26 protein-coding genes are annotated in these 23,880 nt (G+C 38.7%); 8 read left to right on the forward strand and 18 right to left on the reverse strand.

Translation table 11 applies throughout. The features are described 5' to 3' along the window. Nucleotides 1-119: 119 nt before the first annotated feature. Nucleotides 120-599: a helix-turn-helix transcriptional regulator gene (locus tag BBI00_RS20335; RefSeq protein WP_228394804.1), complete on the reverse strand. Its 480-nt coding sequence runs from the start codon at nucleotides 597-599 to the stop codon at nucleotides 120-122. A 43-nt stretch (nucleotides 600-642) separates the two neighbouring features. On the opposite strand from BBI00_RS20335, the gene BBI00_RS23705 reads away from it, so the two are divergent. The 6 genes from BBI00_RS23705 to BBI00_RS23610 all read left to right on the forward strand — a co-directional run bounded on the left by BBI00_RS23705 (nucleotide 643) and on the right by BBI00_RS23610 (nucleotide 3,201). Next, the gene (locus BBI00_RS23705; protein WP_262487274.1) at nucleotides 643-765 is read left to right on the forward strand and encodes a hypothetical protein; all 123 of its coding nucleotides are present in this window, start codon (nucleotides 643-645) and stop codon (nucleotides 763-765) included. A gap of 113 nt (nucleotides 766-878) precedes the next feature. Then, the gene (locus BBI00_RS20340) at nucleotides 879-1,412 is read left to right on the forward strand and encodes a DUF4303 domain-containing protein (RefSeq protein ID WP_065400666.1); all 534 of its coding nucleotides are present in this window, start codon (nucleotides 879-881) and stop codon (nucleotides 1,410-1,412) included. Nucleotides 1,413-1,451: 39 nt separating this feature from the next. Continuing rightward, on the forward strand, nucleotides 1,452-1,655 hold the full coding sequence (locus BBI00_RS20345; RefSeq protein ID WP_065400667.1) for a hypothetical protein: 204 nt from the start codon (nucleotides 1,452-1,454) through the stop codon (nucleotides 1,653-1,655). Continuing rightward, nucleotides 1,639-2,187: a hypothetical protein gene (locus tag BBI00_RS20350; RefSeq protein ID WP_065400668.1), complete on the forward strand. Its 549-nt coding sequence runs from the start codon at nucleotides 1,639-1,641 to the stop codon at nucleotides 2,185-2,187. The genes BBI00_RS20345 and BBI00_RS20350 overlap by 17 nt, the downstream gene beginning before the upstream one ends. A 47-nt stretch (nucleotides 2,188-2,234) precedes the next feature. Continuing rightward, nucleotides 2,235-2,714: a hypothetical protein gene (locus BBI00_RS20355; protein WP_065400669.1), complete on the forward strand. Its 480-nt coding sequence runs from the start codon at nucleotides 2,235-2,237 to the stop codon at nucleotides 2,712-2,714. Beyond that, nucleotides 2,692-3,201 (forward strand): hypothetical protein, encoded by a 510-nt coding sequence (locus BBI00_RS23610; protein ID WP_228394805.1) that lies wholly within the window; start codon nucleotides 2,692-2,694, stop codon nucleotides 3,199-3,201. Before BBI00_RS20355 ends, BBI00_RS23610 begins: the two co-directional genes overlap by 23 nt. Before the next feature lie 179 nt (nucleotides 3,202-3,380). Here BBI00_RS23610 and BBI00_RS20365 read toward each other — a convergent pair whose 3' ends face one another. The 3 genes from BBI00_RS20365 to BBI00_RS20375 form a co-directional block, all read right to left on the reverse strand. After that, nucleotides 3,381-4,328 (reverse strand): transketolase family protein, encoded by a 948-nt coding sequence (locus tag BBI00_RS20365; protein WP_065400670.1) that lies wholly within the window; start codon nucleotides 4,326-4,328, stop codon nucleotides 3,381-3,383. A 31-nt stretch (nucleotides 4,329-4,359) separates the two neighbouring features. Then, complete coding sequence (locus BBI00_RS20370) at nucleotides 4,360-5,214, reverse strand: transketolase (RefSeq protein WP_262487275.1); 855 nt, start codon at nucleotides 5,212-5,214, stop codon at nucleotides 4,360-4,362. A gap of 107 nt (nucleotides 5,215-5,321) precedes the next feature. Continuing rightward, nucleotides 5,322-5,843 (reverse strand): hypothetical protein, encoded by a 522-nt coding sequence (locus BBI00_RS20375; RefSeq protein ID WP_065400791.1) that lies wholly within the window; start codon nucleotides 5,841-5,843, stop codon nucleotides 5,322-5,324. Between the two features lie 233 nt (nucleotides 5,844-6,076). On the opposite strand from BBI00_RS20375, the gene BBI00_RS20380 reads away from it, so the two are divergent. Further along, on the forward strand, nucleotides 6,077-8,314 hold the full coding sequence (locus BBI00_RS20380) for a reprolysin-like metallopeptidase (RefSeq protein ID WP_065400672.1): 2,238 nt from the start codon (nucleotides 6,077-6,079) through the stop codon (nucleotides 8,312-8,314). 148 nt (nucleotides 8,315-8,462) lie between these two features. Here the strand turns inward: BBI00_RS20380 and BBI00_RS20385 are convergent, their stop codons facing one another. The 14 genes from BBI00_RS20385 to BBI00_RS20450 all read right to left on the reverse strand — a co-directional run bounded on the left by BBI00_RS20385 (nucleotide 8,463) and on the right by BBI00_RS20450 (nucleotide 22,668). Next, nucleotides 8,463-10,025, reverse strand: coding sequence for a sodium:solute symporter (locus BBI00_RS20385; RefSeq protein ID WP_065400673.1), 1,563 nt, complete (start codon nucleotides 10,023-10,025; stop codon nucleotides 8,463-8,465). 384 nt (nucleotides 10,026-10,409) lie between these two features. Beyond that, nucleotides 10,410-10,697, reverse strand: coding sequence for a GNAT family N-acetyltransferase (locus tag BBI00_RS20390; protein ID WP_002984420.1), 288 nt, complete (start codon nucleotides 10,695-10,697; stop codon nucleotides 10,410-10,412). Between the two features lies 1 nt (nucleotide 10,698). Next, nucleotides 10,699-11,094: an OsmC family protein gene (locus BBI00_RS20395; RefSeq protein WP_065400674.1), complete on the reverse strand. Its 396-nt coding sequence runs from the start codon at nucleotides 11,092-11,094 to the stop codon at nucleotides 10,699-10,701. After that, nucleotides 11,094-11,312: a (4Fe-4S)-binding protein gene (locus tag BBI00_RS20400; protein WP_065400675.1), complete on the reverse strand. Its 219-nt coding sequence runs from the start codon at nucleotides 11,310-11,312 to the stop codon at nucleotides 11,094-11,096. Before BBI00_RS20400 ends, BBI00_RS20395 begins: the two co-directional genes overlap by 1 nt. Nucleotide 11,313: 1 nt before the next feature. Continuing rightward, entirely contained in the window at nucleotides 11,314-11,892 is a 579-nt protein-coding gene (locus BBI00_RS20405; protein ID WP_065400676.1) for a TMEM175 family protein, read from the reverse strand. After that, complete coding sequence (locus tag BBI00_RS20410) at nucleotides 11,885-12,424, reverse strand: NADPH-dependent FMN reductase (RefSeq protein ID WP_065400677.1); 540 nt, start codon at nucleotides 12,422-12,424, stop codon at nucleotides 11,885-11,887. The genes BBI00_RS20405 and BBI00_RS20410 overlap by 8 nt, the downstream gene beginning before the upstream one ends. A 26-nt stretch (nucleotides 12,425-12,450) precedes the next feature. Then, nucleotides 12,451-13,350, reverse strand: a complete 900-nt coding sequence (locus BBI00_RS20415) for a pirin family protein (RefSeq protein WP_065400678.1) — start codon at nucleotides 13,348-13,350, stop codon at nucleotides 12,451-12,453. Nucleotides 13,351-13,400: 50 nt separating this feature from the next. After that, nucleotides 13,401-13,712, reverse strand: a complete 312-nt coding sequence (locus BBI00_RS20420; RefSeq protein WP_065400679.1) for a GNAT family N-acetyltransferase — start codon at nucleotides 13,710-13,712, stop codon at nucleotides 13,401-13,403. A 150-nt stretch (nucleotides 13,713-13,862) separates the two neighbouring features. Beyond that, nucleotides 13,863-14,738 (reverse strand): pirin family protein, encoded by an 876-nt coding sequence (locus BBI00_RS20425; RefSeq protein ID WP_065400792.1) that lies wholly within the window; start codon nucleotides 14,736-14,738, stop codon nucleotides 13,863-13,865. A 148-nt stretch (nucleotides 14,739-14,886) separates the two neighbouring features. After that, entirely contained in the window at nucleotides 14,887-16,290 is a 1,404-nt protein-coding gene (locus BBI00_RS20430; protein ID WP_065400680.1) for an MFS transporter, read from the reverse strand. 140 nt (nucleotides 16,291-16,430) lie between these two features. Beyond that, nucleotides 16,431-17,273 (reverse strand): hypothetical protein, encoded by an 843-nt coding sequence (locus tag BBI00_RS20435; RefSeq protein ID WP_065400681.1) that lies wholly within the window; start codon nucleotides 17,271-17,273, stop codon nucleotides 16,431-16,433. A gap of 249 nt (nucleotides 17,274-17,522) precedes the next feature. Continuing rightward, entirely contained in the window at nucleotides 17,523-19,190 is a 1,668-nt protein-coding gene (gene asnB / locus BBI00_RS20440; protein WP_065400682.1) for an asparagine synthase B, read from the reverse strand. A 320-nt stretch (nucleotides 19,191-19,510) separates the two neighbouring features. After that, the gene (locus BBI00_RS20445; RefSeq protein ID WP_065400683.1) at nucleotides 19,511-21,178 is read right to left on the reverse strand and encodes a GLPGLI family protein; all 1,668 of its coding nucleotides are present in this window, start codon (nucleotides 21,176-21,178) and stop codon (nucleotides 19,511-19,513) included. A 284-nt stretch (nucleotides 21,179-21,462) separates the two neighbouring features. Beyond that, the gene (locus BBI00_RS20450) at nucleotides 21,463-22,668 is read right to left on the reverse strand and encodes an RsmB/NOP family class I SAM-dependent RNA methyltransferase (protein ID WP_065400684.1); all 1,206 of its coding nucleotides are present in this window, start codon (nucleotides 22,666-22,668) and stop codon (nucleotides 21,463-21,465) included. Nucleotides 22,669-23,385: 717 nt separating this feature from the next. Here BBI00_RS20450 and BBI00_RS20455 point away from each other — a divergent pair. Next, entirely contained in the window at nucleotides 23,386-23,730 is a 345-nt protein-coding gene (locus BBI00_RS20455; protein WP_027373877.1) for a zinc ribbon domain-containing protein YjdM, read from the forward strand. Nucleotides 23,731-23,880: the final 150 nt, after the last annotated feature.

The following is a 23,880-nucleotide window of genomic DNA, read 5'->3' on the forward strand; positions in this document are numbered from 1 at the left end:
GGTACAAAATCAGGGAAATATATCATTGTAATGCAAAATTCAATACAAAATAATACCAAAAGAATGCAAAGAAATTGCACTAAAAAGTATTGTTGAATTCTTTTAAAAATGCGTATTATTTATTCAGAAAATACTCCCCGGAAAAAAGATTCCAGCGCTGTATGCTCATCCAGCCCGAATTTCTTTTTAAGGCGGTATTTGGTCATTCTTACACTTTTGGGTTCCACATTCAGCAGATGGGAGATCTGTTTGGTATCCATCCCGAGATAGATATAGGCGCAGTATTTCAGATCCAGGGCGGTAAGTTTTTGTTTGGTCCTTTCATTGATGTTCTTAAAAAAATCCGGATGCAGCTCCTGTATGGTAAACCTGATCTTTTCAAAATCATTATCTATCCGGTTTTCTCCCTTCACTACGTGCTGTATATTGATGTCAGAATCAGAAAGCCGGGTCTGAAGCTGCTGAAGCACTTCATTTTTGTGCTGAATGTGAAGCTGGCTGGCTAAAACCTCACTCTGAAGTTTCTGCTGTTGTAGGGTAAGCAGTTCCTGTTCTGCTTTTAATCTGGCCTGTTCTTCCTTCTGAAGCCTGATCTGCATTTCTGCATCATGCTTTTCAGTATCAAGCTTTTTTTCCCGTTCTATGGAGAAAATAGGGCCATCCAAAGAAACCTCATGGCTGTTCGGCTATGGAGAACTGCCTCCAATGCTTCTTGCTGCAGCCCTTTTCATCCCCGGATTAATCCTGTATAACAAAAACAGATAACCGGGAATAGTATAGTCATAATCATGAAACTGGCTATACTTTAAAAGAATATAATGATCTGATATGAAAGGAATAAGGTAATTTTACCGCCCATTTTAAAAAAGAATAGAAGTATGGATTTCGAAATTTTGAAACAACGGATAGAAGATGCTGCAAAGAAAGCCTTTTTAGAAATGTATGAAAAACATGGCAGGGAAAAGATTTACAGCTTTGCATTGTACAGTGATGAAGGTGCAATGACGGTGTGCCCTGCTGCCAATACTCTGGAGATGCTGGAAACGGCAGAGGATGATGATGCACTTTATTATAAATATGAACCGGCGGAATGGACCTATGAAATGGAAGGAGCTGATGATGAGTTTAATGCAATAGGTACCCTGTTGAGAACTGAATTAGGCCGGCATGATGAGGACGATGAATGGTTTGAAGACTTCCAGGCCAGGTTGTACTCGGTATGTATTGAAGTATTGGAAAAACTTAAAAATGAAGACTTTTTCAGACAGATTACAGGTCAAGATATTTTCCTGATTTTTACCGTTTCAGATTATGAATTTGAGAAGCAGGATCTGAAAGATATCATTATCAGGCTCAATGATAATGAATATAAAAGTGAATATCTGGGGTGGATGGATACCTGGGGCAATTAAAAGAATGAGAACATAAAAAGACACATTTAAATATATATTATGAAGTTGGATAAAATAATTGTCTCAGATACCTCTCACCGAAGCGTTGATCCTTACGATCTTCCATTCCAATATTTCTGTAGTGAATCTCCGGAAGAAGGATTGGACGAAGAAAACATTCATGAAGATTCAGTCATCAGGTATTATGTTGATGACGATTTCAGGCAGTATAAAATAAAACATTCTGATGATGGAAAATCTTAAAAAACTTAATATTGAGCTTCAGCAATACCTGCAGACCATCGCCGGGAATCTTACCGGTGATCTTGTCCGTTTGCTTAAAGGAGAAAATATAGCATATCTTGAAAATAAAAACCTGTCAGACATTAAAGCTTTCTATTTTGAATATGAATTTGAATATCTGAATATCATCTGCTGGGGAGTAGATGCGGCGGGCAGAATGGCCACAAAAACAAAATCCCTTCCGGAGAAAACAGAAAATGCAGCCTGTGAAAACGAAAAATGGAGCGCTTTGATTCCTGAAAAAATATGGACTGAAGCTGCAGATTTTCAGGACCATTATGACGGCGATGATTTTGATGATATCCTGGATGAGTATGATGATGAAAAGTACCGGCTGTTTGAACAATGGTTCTTTGACTGCTGGAAAGAAGCAAAAGCGCAGACCTCAGTAATGATGGACGCCTATTTCTCTATTCATGATACGTACTTCAGAACAGACCTTAATACCCTCAAAACCATCAACGAAGATGAGATTGCCCAACGGTATCTATAAATCAACGAATTCAATATAACATTAAAACCTAAATTACATTTTATATTATGAACAACTATCAATTTTATAAACAGGAAGGAAATCAATATATTTTTAAAAACCAGCCGGTATTTATAACAGTGCTGTGCGTCATCTTTTTAATCATAGCAGGCTTTATCTTTAACAGTTCCAGAACGGTCAGTTTTATTATCATTGCGGTCGTGGCACTTATTATAGTCAATTTCTTTACCAAGAAGTTTATTATTGATATGGACAGGAAGACCATTACCGGAAAACATACCATTTTCGTTCCGGCAAGAACGTATGATATTAAGGATTTTACCAATTTCCATGTACTGGCTACAAAGTATCTTGGCTTCATTACTACCAATGTAATACTGTCTGTTTATTTTGAGGTCGACGGGAAAGAAAAACACCTGACCATTGGACAGGCGGTGACTCAGAGAGGAATACAGAAGATGGTGAATGAAACAGAGGATATTATGAAAATCAATGAGCAGGATCATGGACATAACAGACCGCTATAAATTTGAAGAGAACGGCAGTGAAATAAGCTTCATGCCCAATTACAGTTTTCTTAGAACCTTAGTGTGGTGGCTTGCGCTGGGTATCATTATAATTCCTGCGATCATTTACTGCTTTATCGATATCATATCGGGAAATGCTCTCAGAATTATTTTTGCAGTATGGGTGGTCTATATGGGATACCTGCTTTTCGATCTCTTTTTCAGGATTCCCGTGAAGTATATTTTTGATAAATCAGAGAAATGTATTTACCGAAAATGGATACTCACCAGAAAGATTATGACTTTTGATGAAATGACCTATTCCTTCAATGATGAGTGGGGAGGATATTATTATGCAATTGGCAAAAAAAGGAATCTGTTTGTGAAAAGCTACAGGATCAGCAATTATTTCTCGGGCTCAAAAGCTTCCAACAGAAGAGAAGATGAGTATATAGAAAAAATCTTATGTCCGGTTCTGATTGCCGTTGGAATCCCTATGAATCAGTAGGCAGAACAATAATAATGAAGGGTAGAAACTAAAACCATAAAAAATGGGAGTATAACCATGGCTCTTCCTTTGCCGGGATAGTACTCCAAAACAAAACTCCAACATTGAATCACTCATTCAATAAAAGACTGCGGGCTGTTTCGAAGAAACAGCCCGCAGTTATATGATTACACTAATGGTTAGTCAGCTAAAATTCTCTTCACAGCTTCTTTTACCGCTGCAGCATCAATCTTATACTTCTTCATCAGCTCAGCAGGCGTTGCAGATTCCCCGAAAGTATCGTTCACTGCTACAAATTCCTGTCTTGTAGGTCTTCTTCTTGCCAGCATTCCCGCTACAGATTCTCCTAAACCTCCAAGGTAGTTGTGCTCCTCAGCAGTTACGATTTTACCTGTTTTTTCAACAGATTTTAAAATGATCTCTTCATCAAGAGGCTTGATCGTATGGATGTTGATCACTTCACACGAAATACCTTCTTTTTCAAGCTCATCAGCGGCTACAAGAGACTCCCATACAAGGTGACCTGTTGCAACAATCGTTACATCAGTACCTTCCTGAAGCATGATTCCTTTTCCGATTTCGAAAGGCATATCTTCAGGGATGAATACAGGAACGGTAGGTCTTCCGAATCTTAAATATACAGGACCTTCGTGATCAGCAATAGCAATAGTAGCTGCTTTTGTCTGGTTGTAGTCACAAGGATTGATTACCGTCATTCCCGGAAGCATTTTCATCATACCGATATCTTCAAGAACCTGGTGCGTAGCTCCGTCTTCTCCTAAAGTAAGACCTGCGTGAGATGCACAGATTTTTACATTTTTTCCTGAATAAGCGATAGACTGACGGATCTGATCGTATACTCTGGAAGTGGAAAAGTTAGCGAAAGTTCCTGTAAAAGGAATTTTTCCTGTAATGCTTAGACCTGCAGCAAGTCCCATCATGTTCGCTTCAGCAATACCTACCTGGAAGAATCTTTCAGGCGCTTTTTCAATGAATTTCTCCATTTTCAAAGAACCGATAAGGTCTGCGCAAAGTGCTACTACATTGGGATTTTTATCAGCAAGTTCAGCCAATCCTGCTCCGAATCCTGAACGTGTGTCCTTTTTTTCTGTATATGTATATTTCATTTTTATTTTTATTAATCGATATTGTAAGATATTAGTAATCTGCCGGAGCTTCCAGGTATAATTGTTTGAATGCTGTATCCAGCTGCTCGTCGTTAGGAGCTTTTCCGTGCCATGCATGAGACCCCATCATATAATCTACTCCGTAACCCATCTCAGTGTGAAGGATAATGGCTACAGGCTTACCTTTTCCGGTTTCTGTCTTTGCTTTTTCAAGGATACCGATTACCGCTTCAAGATCGTTACCGTTTTTCTCTTCCAAAACGATCCATCCGAATGCTTCAAGTTTAGCATGAAGATTACCAAGGCTCAATACATCATCCGTATCTCCGTCGATCTGACGTCCGTTGTAGTCAATAGTAGAAATGATATTATCTACTTTTTTAGCAGCAGCGTACATGAAAGCTTCCCAAACCTGACCTTCCTGAAGTTCACCGTCTCCGTGAAGAGAGTAAACAAGAGACTGATCTCCGTCAAGTTTCTTACCCTGAGCTACTCCAAGAGCTACAGAAAGCCCCTGTCCAAGAGAACCTGAAGCGATTCTGATCCCTGGAAGACCTTCATGAGTAGTAGGGTGGCCCTGTAATCTTGAGTCTAATTTTCTGAAAGTTCTCAATTCATCTACCGGAAAGAAGTCGAATCTTGCCAAAGTAGAGTAATATACCGGAGAGATGTGTCCGTTTGATAAATAAAAATGATCTTCATTTTTCCCTTCCATAGTGAAAGGCAGTTTGTAGTTCATTACTTTACCGTAAAGCGCTGTGAAGTATTCCGTACATCCTAAACTTCCGCCCGGGTGTCCTGAATTTACAGCGTGAACCATTCTTAAAATGTCTCTTCTGATCTGCGTAGTAAGAGATTTTAACTCTTCAATACTTTTACTCATTATATCTGATTTATTTGCACGCAAATTTACACTTTTTTAATGGCTTACGGAAATACAAAATCCGGATCTGAAAAACCCGGATTTTTATTTATTTGAATATTTGAATGCTTTTAGCAGCCTTCATTGATGTAAACTGTGATTTCAGTAACAATATTATTGGTTAATTTAAAAATCAGTTGAGTTCCCGCATCATCATCTTCCAATGTGAAATATCCCGCCTGTTTAAGAGATTTTCCCGTCTGCTCATCATAGGAAGGATTTACATTGAAGTGAGGATAATTTCTGTAAGCATTGATCAGCTCATCCTTTGTATTCCCGATTCCCATACCGCTTTTGGTCTTAAACTTTTTACTGGTAGTCGTCATTCCTGTGATCACAATACCGTCCGGATTTGCTTCTCCGCCGTATCCGCTGTAAAGCTGTATACCAATCAGTTCGCCATTGTATTTTACATTATTTTTTTTATCTCCGTCTGTTACTTTCAGCGGTGTACCGGCTATTTTTTCAGCCTCCTTTTTATCCATGAAAATTTTGTACGGCCCGATTCTTAAAGTGGATAATTCAAAGTTTTCCTGTGCATTCATAAAGCCGAATGCCAGAATCAATACAAAAAATGAAATAATTTTTTTCATAATCTTTACTTCCCGTTCTTTATTTGATAAGTTATTATTGCCTTCAAAGATAATCAAAATAGAGGATTGATGCAGGTTAAATGCAACCGGACAGATGAAAATAAAACAGAATGCACTTTGATCTATGAATCCTTATAGAATTGTTGTTTTGTGGCTTTTGTAAAATAATGTTTATATTTTTTGTTGATTTGTATATATTTAGCTAATTTTATAAAAAATCAACACCATAAAATATGAAAATTAAACATTTATCCTATCTGGGGGTATTTATTTTATCCATTTCCCTGGGAAAGGCACAGGATTTTTTTACTGTAGTCAGTAAAAGATCTATTAAAGCAGAAACCGGAAAGAGAACAGTACAGCCTGAAAAATTTGTGACCTACACACTGGATGTGGCTGGAATGAAAAATTACTTTAACTCCGTTCCTGAACTGAAAGATACGGATCGTAAAGACAACGCACCGATGATTATCTTACCGATGCCTGACGGCTCGAAAGCCAGATTCCGGATCTGGAAATCTTCTGTAATGGCTCCGAAACTGGCAAGTCAATTTCCTCAAATTGTAACCCTGACAGGGCAGGGTATAGATGACCGGTATGCCACTATAAAACTGGACTTAACGGAATTGGGATTCCATGCCCAGATAAAATCTGTGGTTACAGGAGATACCTATATAGATCCGTATGCAAAAAATAATATCAATGATTATATCATTTATAAAAAAGGGGATTTAATTGACAAAAATCCGAGAATTTGTGAAACAAAAGACGAGGAACTGCCTCTTGAAAAAAAAAGCACAGAAAAAACCGTTACTCCAAGCGTAGGAACTCAGATTAGGATTTTCCGCTTTGCCGTAGCCTGTACGGGTGAGTATGCAAAAGCAGCAACAGGTTCGCCTACTCCTACTGTGGCTCAGACTTTATCAGCTATTGTAACAACAGTAAACAGAGTAAACGGAGTATATGAGCAGGAAGTAGCTTCCAGACTGATATTGGTTGACAATGAAACCAGTATTATATTTACAGATCCTGCTACAGATCCTTTTAATGGAAATAATAATGCAAACACCTTAATCAGTGAAAGCCAGACCCAGATCACAGCCCTGATCGGGACAGCCAATTTTGATATAGGCCACACTTTCAGTACGGGTGGCGGTGGATTGGCAGGATTAGGGGTGATCTGCAGCAATTCCCAGAAAGCAAGAGGAATTACCGGCTCTCCTAATCCGGTGGGTGATCCCTATGACATTGATTATGTAGCCCATGAAGTGGGGCACCAGTTTGGGGGACCACATACCTTTAATGCGATCACCGGAAACTGTAACGGAAATCGTAGCGGTGCTAATGCTGTAGAACCGGGAAGTGGAATTACCATTATGGCATATGCAGGAATCTGTTTAAGTACAAATAACCTGGCGAACAATAGTATTCCCATCTTCCATACCCGCTCATTCCAGTCTATTACATCGAAAGTACAATCAACAACCTGCCAGGTGACAACACCTTCTTCAAATACCGCTCCTGTTGTGAATGCAGGAAGTGACTATACTATTCCTAAAGGAACACCATTTAAGCTGACAGGTTCTGCAACTGATGCAGACAATGATCCGCTTACCTTCTGCTGGGAACAAAATGATGCCGGCGGATCGGATGCCGGAGACTGGAATGCGCCTGCAGGAACTGCTCCGCTATTCAGAACCTTTATGCCGGTAACCGATTCTTACCGATATTTTCCTAAAATTACCGATATCATCAATGGTACGGTTACCAAAGGCGAAATTCTGCCGTCTTATGGAAGAAGCATGGAATTCAGACTGACGGTAAGAGATAACAATTCCGGTTGTGCGGGAGTTGCTAATGATGATGCATCTATCACTGTTGATGGTAACTCCGGGCCGTTTAAAGTTACAGCACCGGCTACAGCGGTAAGCTGGCTGGGCAACACTACACAAACCATCACATGGGATGTGGCCAATACAACTGCTGCTCCGGTAAACTGCGCCAATGTAAGCATCTATCTTTCCACAGATGGTGGGTTCACTTATCCTATTACGATCCTGGATTCTACTCCGAATGACGGCTCAGAAGTCATTACCCTTCCTAATGTCAACACATCACAGGCAAGAATTATGGTGGCTGGAGCTGGAAATGTTTTCTTTAATATCAACCCTGTCAATTTCACAATCAATGAAAACCTGGCTGTAAATGAAGTGGCCGGAAATAAAGATGCATTTGCTGTATATCCCAACCCGAGCAGAGGTTTACTGAATATTAAGTTCACCAACTCAAATGATGCATTTGATATTATGGTATATGATGTAAGCGGAAAACTGGTATTTGGTAAAACGGATAATAAATCAGGCCGTGATCATATAGCAACTTTTAACCTTGAGCAACTGGTAAAAGGAGATTATATCATCAGAATCAAAACAAAAAACTTTGAGAAAACTGTAAAATGGATTAAGGAATAAAAGACTTCAATCCTTTAACCTGATAAAATATAAAAAGGCTGTTTTCGTACATGGAAAACAGCCTTTTTAATTGGATATTGTTCTGTATAAGCGAGTTTTAGCCCATTGAAATCGATTGGTTTAATCTAAAATCTATAATAAATATCAATTAAACAACTCTTAAGTATTGTTTATCCTTTACCAGCCAAAGGCCGATAAATGTCAGCAAGCCGTTGAGAACAATCAGTTCCACACCGATTCTGTAATCCGTATAGTTCGTTACCGCCATATTGATCAGATAGGTAAGAACAGGGGCCAGAATAGTCACCATAAGAATGGAATACTTTCTTGAAATTTTAAATTTGGTAAAGATCCCGAAAGCAAACAGCCCTAAAAGCGGTCCGTAAGTATAACCGGCAACTTCCATGATCAGATAAACGATAGATTTGTCATTTAAAGCCTTGAAAACCATGATCAGTAAGAAGAAAACGACCGTGAAAGTCAAATGCACCTTCATACGCAGCCGTTTCTTTTCTTTTTCTGTTTTGGTCTTATCTTCATTAAGGTTTAATAAGTCTACGCAGTACGAACTTGTAACAGCCGTTAAAGCTCCGTCAGCAGAAGGGAATAACGCAGAAATCAATCCGATGATGAAAATAATCGAAATAGTCATCGGGAAATATCCCTGAAGAGACAGGGCAGGGAAAAGATCGTCACCCATAATATTTTTGATATTGCCCGAAGCATCTTTAAATCCGAAAATATTGCTTACTGTTTCTCCATTACCTGTTGTTCCGTATTCCGCACCGTTCTGCAGGGCAAAAAGATACAGCAAGCCGCCAAGAAATAAGAAGGCAAGATTTACCAGAAGAAGCGTTCCTGCAAAAGTCAGCATATTTTTCTTCGAATTCTTAAGATTATCAACAGAAATATTTTTCTGCATCATTTCCTGATCTAATCCCGTCATGGCAATGGTAATAAAAATACCGCCCAAAATGGTTTTCAGGAAAAATGTTTTTGAATTGGGATCAAAATTGATAAAATGTGTATAGTTTTTCTGCTCCAGAATTGTGTAAGCCTCACCGAATGATAAATTCAGGTTTGATAAAATATAAACAATACATGCTACAAGACTGATGATCATAAAAGAGGTCTGTAAAGTATCAGTGATCACAATGGTCTTTACGCCCCCCTCAAAAGTGTAGAGAAGTACCATCAGTAAAAGGACCATAGACGTTACCCAAAAAGGAACACCAAGACCTTCCAGCAGGAATATCTGTAATACATTGACCACAAGGTACAGCCTTGCCGTAGCCCCTATCGCTCTGGAAATAATAAAGAATATCGAACCGATCTTATGGGCTTCCACATTGAATCTTTTTCCCAGATAGGTATAGATGGAGGTCAGATTCATCTTATAGTACAATGGCAGCAATATGGCAGCCACTATAAAATATCCGATGAAAAAGCCGATCACCATCATATAATATTCAAAGCCACCGTAGATGTATTCTGAGCCGGTCATTTTACCCACAGTTCCCGGAACAGAAATAAAGGTAACCCCGCTTAAGCTGGTTCCGATCATCCCGAATGCAACGAGCCACCATTTACTTTTTTTATTTCCGATAAAAAATGACTGGTTATCAGAATTCCGGCTGGTGAAATAAGAGATCACCAAAAGACCTACAAAGTAGACAAATACAAATAGCAAAAGGACTGTTCCTGGATTCATGCTTATATTTTAAATTTCAGCAAATATATAAAAAAGATCGATCGTGAATCGTGAATTTAGTGCAGAGCCTGCTTTTATATAATAGCCTGCGGTTGTACCTTAAGTCCGGAGTTGAATTTGTGTTTTTCAGAAAGGGTTGAAACTGGAAGCCGGAAGTTATGACGCTCATAAAAACGGTTCACTCTTTGCCCGCTTAAAGATAAGTTTGCGTTAAAGAAAAATCGGGCTGTAATTTAAGTTTTGCTGAGTGAAACACCTTTGCGAACCTTTTTTATGAATTAAAATACATCCTTGTGAATTAGCGTTAAAAATGAAGTTCATATAAAGAAAAAACCTTCCAGATTTACGCTGAAAGGTTTATATTGTAATGGTGGAAAACAGTGACTAGTTCACTAAAACATCCTGAAGTTCCTCACTCTTCTGGAAGCTGGCTTTAGCAAAAGGACAAAGCGGGATAATCTTTTTTCCGTTTTTCCTTGCAAAATCTACAGCCGCCAGAAGCATTTCCTTACCTACACCTTTTCCGTTGTAGGCTTCTTCCACCTCGGTGTGGTCAATAATAAATCTTTCTTCTCCTGCCCAGGTATAGGTCATCATTCCTGCGCGTCTTCCATCTATGAAAGCTTCAAAACTTCCGTGTTTTTCGTCGTTGTTTTGTTTTACTTCGATCATATTATGAGAATTTGGTTAGTATTTCTATATCGTTGGTTAATATTTTGTGAACCGGGCACGCATCCGCAATGGTGTGAAGTCTTTTCATCTGCTCAGGATCCAATATCCCTTCAAAGCTGATGTCTCTTTTGAATACAGCCCTTTTGGTCAATGGGAAATTTTCGAGTTCTACTTCTACATTGATGTTTTCCACGTCCCATTCCTTTCTTTCAATATACATTCTCAAAGTAGCTGCTGTACAGCTTGCAAGAGAGGTGGCCAGAATTTCCATAGGGTTGAAGCCTTTGTTCTGTCCGCCTTTATCGATGGGTTCATCAGTAATGATCTGATTGTCACCAGCCGTTACTTCCGTATAATATTTTGTTTTTCCTAAACTTGCTTTTACCGTTACCGCCATTATTTTTCTGTGTTGAATTTATAACTTAATGCTCCTGATGGGCATTGGTCTATCTGTTTTTTAAGCTCTTCGGGAGTTGCATTTTCTGCTTTTATCCAGGGTCTTTCTTTAGGATTATAGACTTTAGGAAGCATTTTTACACATACAGCCGAGTGGATACACTTTTGGGGCTGCCAGATGACAGTGATGTCGCCGTTGGGATATTCATGTGTTTCCATATCAATTTTCTTTTAATGATTTTTCGATTCTTCTGTCAGGAATCAGCCATATGAGAGCCACGATGTAATAAAAACCTATGGCAATATAAGGATAAAAAAATGAAGTTGCTATGCCCAGTATATAAAATATAATTGATATATACTCCTTAGATTTGGAATGAATAGCTTCCTTCAGCTTAGAATTTTCCCCCTCACAACGGATGATGACATTTTCTAAAATAGTATAAGCCAGTGCACTCATGATCAGCCCGATTCCATAGGTTGCCACAGGATTTTCTGCAAAACCTGTAGTACCAATCCATTCCGTAGCAATAGGCATCAGGGAAAGCCAGAACAGAAGATGCAGGTTGGCCCATAGAATACTTCCGTTTACCTTTTTTACTGCCTGAAACAGATGATGGTGATTATTCCAGTAGATTCCTACATAGATAAAACTGAAAATATAGGCCAGAAACTTAGGAAGGAGAGGCTTGAGACTGGCCCAGCTGCTTCCTTCCGGTACTTTCAGTTCAAGCACCATGATGGTAATGATAATAGCCAATACGCCGTCACTGAAAGCTTCTAGTCTGCCCTTAGTCATTGGTTGTAAGCTGATTTTTGAAATTTTCTATCTTATTTTTCAGATCAGCAAGCATATCAGGATTGATCACTCCGCTTTCCAGGTCAAAATTCTCATAGAACTTCGGAAGTGAAAAAGTATCTTTGATATCGGCAGCAAACTGTGGGAAGAATGTCTTTGCTGTATTCATCACATTTCCGCCGCCATAACCTCCGGGAGAAGTACTCATCAGAAGCATAGGTTTGTTTTGGAATACCTTTACATTGATCCTGGAGGCCCAGTCGAAAACATTTTTGAAGGCTGCACTGTAAGATCTGTTATGCTCTGCAAGAGAGCAGATAATGACATCACATTCTTCAATAACCTTTAAAAACCGGTGTGCTTCATCCGGGAAGCCCTTTTTTTCAAGATCTACAGAGAAAACAGGCATGGTGAAATCGTTGAGGTCAATCAGATTGATTTCTTCCTCCTGAAAATCTTTCAGAACAAATTTTACCAGTTCTCTGTTGATGGAAGTGGAAGAGGAGCTTCCTGCAAATGCTAATATTTTCATGGCTTTTTTATGATCCTGACCGGATATTATTTTCTGTTTAAAATCGCTTTAGGTAATGGAACATATTCCTGTTCGTCACCCGGAACCAAAGGAAAGGCATCATGGTTCTGATCATTCCAGTTTACTTTAGCCTGATCGATCATTTCCTTGTCAGAGTTTACAAAGTTCCAGAATATAAAGCGCTCTTCATCAAAAGGTTCTCCTCCGAAAAGATAAACCGTACCGTTTTCGCTCATATCAAATTCACAAAGCTGGGTTTCCTTGGCGATCATCAGCTGTTTGGAACCATAGGAATTGCCATCGGTAGTTACCGTTCCGTCCAGTACATACATGGCAGCTTCACCGTAAAGATCTTTTCCGATACTTATTTTTTTTGCTTCTTTGGTTTTGATCTCGATGAAGAACAGTTTGCTGTGTACAGGAACCGGAGACGTTCTCCCGAAAGCTTCACCGGCAATCAGTTTATACTGAATGCCATCTTCTTCCCATACAGGAATATCACTTTCTTCAATATGATGAAATGTGGGCTCTGTCTGCTCAAGATGCTTAGGAAGTCCCACCCAGATCTGGAATCCGTGAAGTCTTTTATCACTGTGTCTTAAATACTCAGGCGTTCTTTCTGAATGTACAACACCTTTCCCGGCAGTCATCCAGTTGACGGCGCCCGGTTTTATTTCAACAGCACTTCCGATACTGTCTCTGTGGAAAATAGATCCTTCCAGCAGGTAGGTAAGCGTAGACAACCCGATATGAGGATGTGGCGGAACATCAAGGTTCTGATAATCCTTTAATTCGGAAGGTCCCATGTGGTCAATGAAAACAAAAGGTCCCACCGCTCTTTTTTCACGGAAAGGCAATAGCCTTCCCACCAGAAAGTTACCGATATCTGCTGCTTTTTCTTCTATGATAAGTCCAATATTTGACATAATGATGTAATACTTTTATATTATTTTTTTAATTAAAATAAACTGAAAATTTAAAGCTTGTCATATCCGTCAAACCTTTCATCAACAATACGTTTCCATTCCGGATGTTTTTTGATAAAAGCAAAAACATAAGGGCAATAGGGAAGAAGTTTCTTGCCGCTTTCTTCAATATAGTTCAGTGTTTTTTCCACCACTGCAGCGGCAGCGCCAGTTCCGGCCAGTTCCGGTTCTGCTTCGGTATGTATCAGGGCGATCTGATGAGTCGTTTCACGGTAATCGATAAATGCATAATGACCGTTAACTTCTATTTCAAATCTTTTATCGGTTTTTACTAGAGGTGTATTTTCAAATTCTGGTTTCATAATATTAGGATTAAGAGTGATGGAATTAGTAAGACATCAAGGCCGTATAAATAGACAGACCCTGATCTCTTACATTTTATTCCGATTAATGTTATATAAAGTTAATAAAAAAGGAGTGATCTTAGATTAAGGAAAGCTTAAATCTATTCTTTAATCTTCCAGATAACCGAATTTTCCTGTATTGAAATCTTCAAAAGCCTGCATAATTTCCTCTCTGGAATTCATGACAAAAGGCCCGTGAGGATAGATAGGTTCATTGATAGGCTCTCCGCTGATGATCAAAACAACAGCATCTTCACTGGCTTCAATCGTGAAATTTTCCCCTTCATTTTTAAACAGGGCAAAATGATCGGCTTTCACATGGTCTTCTCCATTGATGATGATATTTCCTTCAATCACTAAAGCTGCCGTATTGAAATGAGCAGGAAAGTTAAATTCAGCTTTTCCACCTGCTTTAAGTTTTGCATTCATCATATGAACAGGAGTGAAAGTGCTGGCAGGACCTTTATGACCCATATATTCTCCGGCGATCACTTCCACGAATCCGTTTTCTCCCAGATCTACTCTTTCCATGCTGGAGTTTTCAATAGCCTGGTATTTCGGATTGCTCATTTTATCTTTTGCCGGAAGATTTACCCAAAGCTGAACCATCTGAAAGATACCTCCTTCTTTAGCCCATTCCGTTTCATGATATTCTTTGTGAAGAACTCCTTTTGCTGCGGTCATCCATTGTACATCACCTTCTCCGATAACGCCGCCTCCGCCTGCACTGTCATGGTGCTCTACCTTACCGTTATAAGCAATTGTTACGGTTTCAAAACCTCTGTGAGGATGAACGCCTACACCTCTCGGCCTGTCTGAGCCGTTGAAGTGAAACTTCGAATTATAATCAAGCATAATGAACGGATCCATTCTCTTCATATCCAGTCCATGTACGCCCGGAATAAAATTGTGAACTCTGAAACCATCACCTACAAAATGTGCAGGTCTTGGTGATACTACGATTTCTACTTTTTTAGTTGCCATCATATTGTTGATTTTATATACACAAAATTACCATAGCTAAAAGTAAACCGCATTGATCTGTGATAAGTTCGTCACGGGTATGAAATATGAACTGGGCAAAAACGAGAAAGAGATTGCTTTATTCCTGATCTGTTGTTTACCAGAAGAATCAATCCTCCTTCGATTTCATATTCTTTCCATCTGAAATATGAAGTCTTCTGAATATGAATCCGGACAGAATAGTCAGTATTCCTACGGTAAGGAAAGTATACCGGAATGCGTTGTGGATCTCACCGTTGATGAGGTCTGTATTTTCAAACAGCTTTAAAACGATCAGTCCGAAAGCAATTCCAAAGCCGATGGCGAGCTGCTGATTAACCGATATGAGTGAGTTTCCGCTGCTGGTCTGAAAATTACGCAGGTCTGCAATGGAAATCGTATTCATAGAGGTAAACTGAATGGAATTGAAAAAACCTAATATGGCAATGATCGGGACAAACCAATACAGGGAAGTGTGTATATCGGGAATCGCAAGCAGGCAGATCAAAGTTCCGATAATGAAAGTATTGACCATTAAAGTCTGACGGTAACCGTATTTGTCCAGGATTTTAATAACGGATGATTTCCCGAAAATAGCGGTGAGCGCCATCGGAGCAATGATCCAGCCTGACGTGACTGCAGATTGTTTGTAGGCAATCTGAATCATAAGTGGCAGCAGTAAAGGAATAGAGCTGATCCCGAGTCTTGTGGCCAGGTTTCCTACAATACCTACCCGGAATGTACGCACCTGGAAAAGATTCAAAGGGAAAATAGGATTGCCGCCTCTCTTGGCATGTCTGTAATAGTAATAAAGAAAAAGAAATCCTAAGATAAATACAAGCAGTACCGGAGTAATATTCTGCATATCCCCAAAAAGTTCCAGTGATATGGAAAGAAGAAGGGACGCTGCTGCGAAAATCAAAAAGCCTTTTAAATCAAAATCAACATCATCTGATTTGTAATTAGGCATAAATTTTAATCCTAAAATAATTCCCAGCATTCCAATGGGAATATTGATCAGGAAGATCCAGTGCCATGACAAATAATCTACCATATAACCTCCTACCAAAGGCCCGAGTACTGGTCCGATAAGAGCGGGAATAATTGCGAAGTTCATGGCTTTGAGCAGTTCATTTTTATCAAAAGTTTTAATGAGTGCTAACTTCCCAACGGGAGTCATGAGACTTCCTCCTACGCCCTGAACCACCCTGGAGATCACCAGATGGGTAAGGTTTTGGGATAACGAACAGAATAAAGACCCGAGGCTGAACAGTACCAATGAAAAGATAAAAATTTTCTTCGTTCCGAAACGGTCTGCCAAAAAGCCGCTTGCGGGCATAAATACGGCAAGGGTAAGAACATAGCTGATAATGGCATTCTGCATATTGAGCGGAGATTCGTTGAGGTCTTTAGCTATAGAAGGTAAAGACGTGTTCAGAATGGTAGAATCCAGCATCTGCATAAAAATCGCAGTAGCCAGAATCAATGGGAGAATTTTCTTTATGGATGTCTGTTGCGGGTTTGTTTCTGTCATTTTGTATAGGCTGGATATCCGGGAATTTCCAGACTTATTTTTATTTTGAAGAATTGCTTGCTTTAAGCAGTTTGATCTTTAGATAAAGAAATCCATATAAAATTAAAAAAGTCCTGTGAAATTTCACAGGACTTTTTGATTTATTTTCTAGGTTTTTCTACTCCTTTCCATTCGTCACCGGCTTTTCTGTACTGGCTCAGAGTGAATTTTTTGAAATCCTTTGTTTTATATTCAATATTATCAGTGTTTTGCTCAAATGGCATGATATAATAATATTCTATATCGGTTTTATCTGATTTATTTCCTTTTTTTACAGAAGGAACATATTTTGAAAACTTATAGCTTGGCAGATACTGTTTCAGTCTGGTATAGAAATCTTTGTCATCTTTCTCGCTAGGAATAATGTCTACAATATTCAGATCATCTTTTTTCTTATCGATCCAAAGGTAATAGGTCTTTTCTTCTCCTATATTCCTGTTGAATGAATTGAAGGCAAAGAGTTCCTTCGGTACCAGTTCCTTGATCTTTTCCGGATCAACTTTAGTGTAGTACTGTCCTTTGGAAGGATCTACATAAGTTTCAAGGTTGTACATCAGGACAGAATTGTTTTCAAATTTTTTATTTTTAAAATATTGATTTAGAGATAATTCTGCATTTGCTCTCAATTCTTTACCTCTTGCATCCAGTTTTTTGGTCGGATTCTGAGGATTTACATATTTTACAAACTCATACAAAACAACAGGTTTTATATCTTTTAAGTGAGGATAAGTTTTAAGCTGTTCAGCTTTTACCAGCCAGTAGAATTGCTGATAGTAGTCGTCTTTATCTGCATCTTTTACACTCTTATAAGCCAAAGCAAGCTTTTTTGAATTCAGATATTTGCCATATTTTCCCTGTCCAAAAGCAAAACTGATGGTTAATAAGGCAAATAAAACAGTAAGGTTTCTTCTCATTTTTATATAATTGATATTTTCGTTTTCCAAATATAATTATTTATTAGATATTATTTTGGATTGTGAGTTAAATTATGCCATATTGTTATTGTTAATTCAAAAAAGAATCCTGTATTGCTACAGGATTGATAAATTATAACTGAATGAGTTAAGTGGCACAGGTCAAAAACATGTTAGTCGATATTGATTTCTGCTTGGCAAATGAATCGTGAATATTAACCGGTGAACAGAATACCTATAGTTCATCGTCTCGCATCTTAAATTCTGCACCCCACAACTCTAATAAGACGTCTCATGCACTTTCACTGCTCTTCCGCTCGGATCGTTCATTTTCTTGAACGCTTCATCCCATTCAAGGGCGATAGGAGTGGAACATGCAACGGAAGGTACGGAAGGAACCGTAGCTGCAGAAGTTTCACTTGGAAAATGCTCTTCAAAAATAGTCCTGTAACGGTATTCTTCTTTGTTCTGAGGAGTGTTCAGCGGGAATCTGAATCTTGCATTGGCCATCATCTCGTCAGTAACTTCTTTTTCAGCAACCTCTTTTAACGTGTCGATCCACGAATAGCCCACACCGTCAGAGAATTGCTCTTTCTGTCTCCAGACAATAGATTCAGGAAGAATATCTTCAAAAGCTTTTCTCAATACCCATTTTTCAATCTTGCCTTCTGCAGCGCTGATCATTTTATCTTTTGGGTTAAGTGTCATGGCAATATCCATGAATTCCTTGTCAAGGAAAGGAACCCTGCCTTCAATTCCCCAGCTCATTAAGGCTTTGTTGGCTCTTAAACAGTCGTAAAGGTGAAGCTTGCTCAGTTTTCTTACGGTCTCATCATGGAATTCTTTGGCATCAGGTGCTTTGTGGAAGTAGAGATAGCCACCGAATAACTCATCTGAACCTTCTCCTGAAAGTACCATTTTGATTCCCATGGATTTGATTACCCTGGCCAGCAGATACATTGGGGTAGAAGCTCTGATGGTTGTTACATCATATGTTTCCAGGTGATAAATGACATCACGGATTGCATCCAGACCTTCCTGAACAGTAAAGTTGACTTCATGGTGAACAGATCCTATATGTTCTGCGGCTTTCTGTGCTGCTGCCAAATCCGGCGATCCTACAAGACCCACGGCAAAACTGTGAAGTCTTGGGTACCATGCTTCCTGGGTATCTCCGCTTTCTATTCTCTGTCTTGCGAATTTTGCAGTAATTGCTGAAATAACAGAAGAATCCAGTCCTCCGGAAAGAAGTACACCATAAGGAACATCACTCATCAGCTGTCTGTGAACGGCATCTTCAAGGCCTTTTCTCAGCTTTTCAATATCCGTTTCGTTTTCTTTTACGTGGTCAAAACTTTCCCAGTCTCTTTGGTACCACTGTTGCAGCTCTGCGCCATCTTTGCTGTATACAAGATGACCCGGTAAAAAAGTTTCAATGGTTTTGCACACTCCTTCAAGGGCTTTCAGTTCGGAAGCTACGTAATAGTTTCCGTTTTTGTCCCAGCCCTGGTAAAGAGGGCAGATACCCATATGATCACGGGCAATAAGATACACCTGGTTTTCGGTGTCATAAAGTGCAAAGGCGAAAATTCCGTTCAGTTTTTCAACAAAATCTTTTCCGTATTTTCTGTATAGTGCCAGGATTACTTCACAATCAGACTGGGTCTGAAATTCATAATCCGGAAATTCTTCTTTTAGTTCTCTGTGGTTGTAGATTTCACCGTTTACGGCTAATACTACTTTTCCATCTTTTGTAAATAATGGCTGTTTTCCTGAGGTAGGATCTACAATCGCAAGCCTTTCGTGGGAGAATACCACTTTTTCATCCTGAAAAACCCCACTCCAATCCGGTCCTCTGTGACGGATCTTCTTTGACATTTCCAAAACCTGGGGTCTTAATAATTCGGTTTTTTGCTTGGCGTCAAATAAACATACAATTCCACACATATTTTTTATTATTTATGAAGCAAAAATAAAAGTGATGTTTATAAATAACAATGAAAAATGTTTAAATGAGAAAATTTTTAACTAATTAGTATTTTAAAGTTAAAAATATTAATCAATTTAGAAAATTTACAGGCTTTTGATTAATTTTTTTCGTTGAGGTTAAAATTATTCGCTCCATATACAAAATAAAAATGACATATTTATTAATATATGGTAATTTATTATATGAATTTTAACCCTTACTTTGTGGCTCGAAATAATTTTTTTTCATCATTTGTGTTTTTACCTTCTTGCAATTCTCATGCAAGAAGGTTTTGTTTTTATTGTACCCCCAGTAAAACTCCTGCCACATTCCATGAGCTGAAGCTCGTACCTTCTGTAGGCCCTTGCGGAATCTGTACCTGGATGCTGTGTTTTCCTGCTTTCAGATCTCCCAACGGGATGAAATTCGGGTTGGTAACTGTTCCGGGGCACCAGTTGGATCTGCTGAGGTCTGATGAAGAAAGCCCGTCCTGGAAATTTCCTGAAGCCGGATTGTATAAGCGGTAAGAACCACAGTCTGTTCTCCACGGTACAAAAGAAAATACCGGTTGACCATCTATAAAGATCGAATTGGTTTTAGGAACGAATTCATCCCCGTTTTCCCAGCCACCATGTCCGGTAGCCGTATACCTTAGCTGGGCGTTTTTTATATCTTTTTCTAATGTGAAATCAACAAAAAGTCCTTTATCCCGGTTGAACATCGTAGAATAATCCTGGCCTGCCATTTCCATGATATTTAATGTATTGAACAGAGGAATTGCTACATTGTTTTTGTAAATATTCTGATCACTGTTATGGATCGTGATGTCAAGGCTTACTTTATGACCTCCTTTATCATAGTTACCGATAAATGTACCCACCCAGAGTTCTTTACCGGATAAAGACGGCTTAAGTTCCGTAATATCCTGACGGAAGGGGCTGATGGTCTGCCAGTTTTTTCCTTTAAGCTGAATATGGTTGAATTTCTGGATTCCAAAAGCTGTAAAAAATCTCATCATTTCAATAGCAGGACTGTAATTTTCGGTAGCGGTTATCCCAAAATACTGCTTTCCGTTACCATTCTCAAATACAGGAAGTGTTTTTGCTCCTTTTTCCAGACCATCGAAGAAAGACTTTTCTTTATCCTGCGGAATAAAAAATACCGTTCCTGTTCTGTCGTAAGCATCTCCGTCCGACTGTTGCTTCAGTTCTACAAAGATATTTTCCCCCTGTGAAATCACAGGAAATTTTACTTTCTTAAGAATAATGGTTCCGTTAGCATATCTTCTTATCTGATCATCGGATTTTGACGCATCAGAAAAATTGACAGTTTCATTTTCAAAAACATTTAATATGGTGAATCTGCTTTTCCATAGCAGATCTTTGTAGCTTAGCTGATCGGCAGGCTGCACAGATCCTTTTATAATATTTCCGATGCCGGTATTTTTGATTTTTTTGACCGAACTGGCAGTAAGCAAAGAGTTTTTATTTCTCTCAACTTCTAATACAAATCCCAGATTCTGTCCCAGTACAGAAGGGCCGCCCTGTATTTTCAGATCATTGGTATACCAGATTTCAATGGTATTTGAATTGACTTTGGTCACCGCTTTTTTACAGGTATATCCCAAAATCTTTTTGGTCTCATTGGTGAATTCAAAATTTTGCTTTCCCACAGATTCTGTATCTGAAGATGAAATGATTTCCCCCGGTTTTAAAAAAGCATAGGAAACCACCGTATTGGAAGGTTTTTCCACTTTGGTTATTTCAAAAGGATATTTGCTTTTTTGTTCTTTGATCGTGGTGTTGAGAATGAAATTTTCTGTCTCACTGGCCCAGACAATAGTGGAGGGCTGATCAGTGTTTACTTTTCCGTTGTAAGAGCTGGTATACTGAATTTCATAAGTCTGTGCAGAAAACAGACAGAATAAGAAAACAGCCAGAAAATTTAAAACATTTCTTGTATGCATAAATAAAAGAGTTTGCTGCAAAGGTATTCTAAACTTTTTACAGCATCAAAACGGTTAATCTATGTAATAAGTAGACAATCGAATTGAAATGTTACAAAAAGTGTTACATTTTTTTTAAAAAAGTAATAGGAAGTTTGTGGAATAGGGCTTGAAGTTACTTTTGGCTTAGAGTGTTACTGGTTATAACATTAAATTTCTTTGGCGGTTATACCCTGAACTTTGTTTAAAAATAAAAAACTACTCCGGAAAATAGAGTAGTTTAATGTATTGTTATTGGGGTCGGATTAAGAAACCCTCTCAATCAAAGCCATATAGAATCCGTCATAGCCTGTACTTGGCATTACTTTTTCATCCTTGATCATTTTAAATCCAGGATTGTTTTTGATAAACTCTTCTACCTGAAGATTATTTTCAGAAGGAAGAATAGAACAGGTAGCATATACCATTTTTCCTCCTTTCTTAAGCATTTTAGAATAGTCCTGAAGAATTTGCTGCTGCTCCTTTTTAATTCTGTCAATAAAGTCCTGGTCAATTTTCCATTTGCTGTCCGGATTTCTTTTCAATACTCCAAGACCTGAACATGGGGCATCAATCAGGAGTCTGTCTGCTTTTTCATGAAGACGCTTGATGACTTTATTATCAGAAATCATACGGGTTTCAATATTATGAGCTCCGGCTCTTTTAGCACGGCGTTTCAGTTCTGCAAGCTTCCAGTCGAAAATATCTAAAGCAACGATCTGTCCTTTATTTTTCATCAATGCTGCCAGGTGAAGTGTTTTTCCCCCCGCACCGGCACAGGCATCTACAACTCTTTGTCCTTCTTTTACACCAAGGAAATACCCGATCTTCTGTGAAGAAGCATCCTGAACTTCAAATAATCCTTCTTTAAATGCTGTCGTAAGGAAAACGTTCTTTTTCTCTTCCAGCTGAACAGCATCAGGATAGTTTTTGATAGGGAAAGAAACTACTCCTTCATCTGCAAGGTCAGAAATAAGTTCTTTTGTTGTTGTTCTCAGCGAGTTGGCTCTTAAAACAGTAGGTGCCTGCTCGTTTAATGCAAGCATTTCTCTTTCCCATTTCGGTCCCAGTTCTTTTTCCAGTGTTTCGGCTAACCAGTCCGGAATAGAATATTCTATCGCTTTTGTAGGAACAGTGTTCTTTTTAAGTTTTGTAAGAATGTCGGCAATTTTGATCCCGTCAAACTCTTCAAACTTCTTATAATTTGTTTTGCTCCAAAGTAAATACGCAATGATCAGTTTGTAGATGTTGTTGGGTTTTACCCCTTCACCCATATAATATTCAAGGCGTTTTTTCCAACGGATGATATTGTAGAAAATCTCAGAAACAACGGCTCTGTCCTGGCTTCCCCATTTTTTGTTAGCTTTTAAAAGTCTTTCGATTACTTTATCTGCGTATTTATTTTTCTCGAAAAATGTTTCTTGTAAAGCATCGTGAATTCCGATCGCTAAGTTTCTGTGAATAAGTTCCATAAATTTGCTTCGCTGTTTTGAATCTGCAAAAATACGAATTAAAGTTGAGAGTTGAGGATTTGGGTGGGAGAGTTTGAGAGCAGGAGGGTTGGAAGAGTGATGATTGTAGTGAATTGTCCGTCCGCTTCGCCAATGAATTTTTAAAAGCAGAATCTGTAAAGCTGTTTTATGTGTTGCTGATTTTTAAGATCGCAAGGGCGTTTCACTCAGCAAAGGGATAATAATTAGTTTCTCCGGTTGTGGTTTTTACCATAAGAATAATTTCAGCGCAGCGTTCGGAAAGCTATTTTATGTGTTGCTGATTTTTAAGATCGCAAGGGCGTTTCACTCAGCAAAGGGATAATAATTAGTTTCTCCGGTTGTGGTTTTTGCCATAAGAATAATTTCAGCGCAGCGTTCGGAAAGCTATTTTATGTGTTGCTGATTTTTAAGATCGCAAGGGCGTTTCACTCAGCGAAGGGATAATAATTAGTTTCTCTGGTTGTGGTTTTTGTAATAAGAATAATTTCAGCGCAGAGTCCGCAAGTTATTTTATGTGTTACTGATTTTAAGATCCAAAGGGATTTTACTAAACAAGAGATCGGGAAGGCTTAATAGACATTACTTTGCGAACATTAGCGTTTAATTACCATGGATTAGTAAAGGTAAACTTCGGGTAATGATCCATTCCCTTGACTTCAACCTTTAAAAAGCCCTACCTTTGCAAAAAATTAAAATATGAGTGATACAGTACTTTGTCCGAAATGCAGCTCTGAGTTTACGTACCCGAGCGATAATATGATGGTATGTTCTCAGTGTTTCTATGAGTGGAATCCTGAAGAGGCAGCTTCTGAAGCCGCCAATGAAGGAAAAATATTAGACTCTAACGGAAATGAACTTCAGGATGGAGATTCTGTAGTAGTAGTGAAGGACCTTCCAGTAAAAGGAGCACCAAAACCTGTAAAAGCCGGTACTAAGGTGAAAAATATCCGTTTAAGACCGGGAAGCGATCATAATATCGACTGTAAAATTGACGGTTTCGGAGCGATGGCTTTAAAATCTGAATTTGTAAAGAAAGCATAAGCTATAGCCGCTTATTTGCCGTAAGGCCATAAAAAAAAGGAAAAAATTGGACAGTGTAATCTTTCAAAAGACTTAATTGCAAGACTGCTAATGTCCGTCTGGAAGGCAGAAAGAGAATTAACCAAAAATTTCCTTATGCTGTGGAAATAC

The sequence above is a fragment of the Chryseobacterium arthrosphaerae genome, from assembly GCF_001684965.1.
GTDB lineage: Bacteria > Bacteroidota > Bacteroidia > Flavobacteriales > Weeksellaceae > Chryseobacterium > Chryseobacterium arthrosphaerae.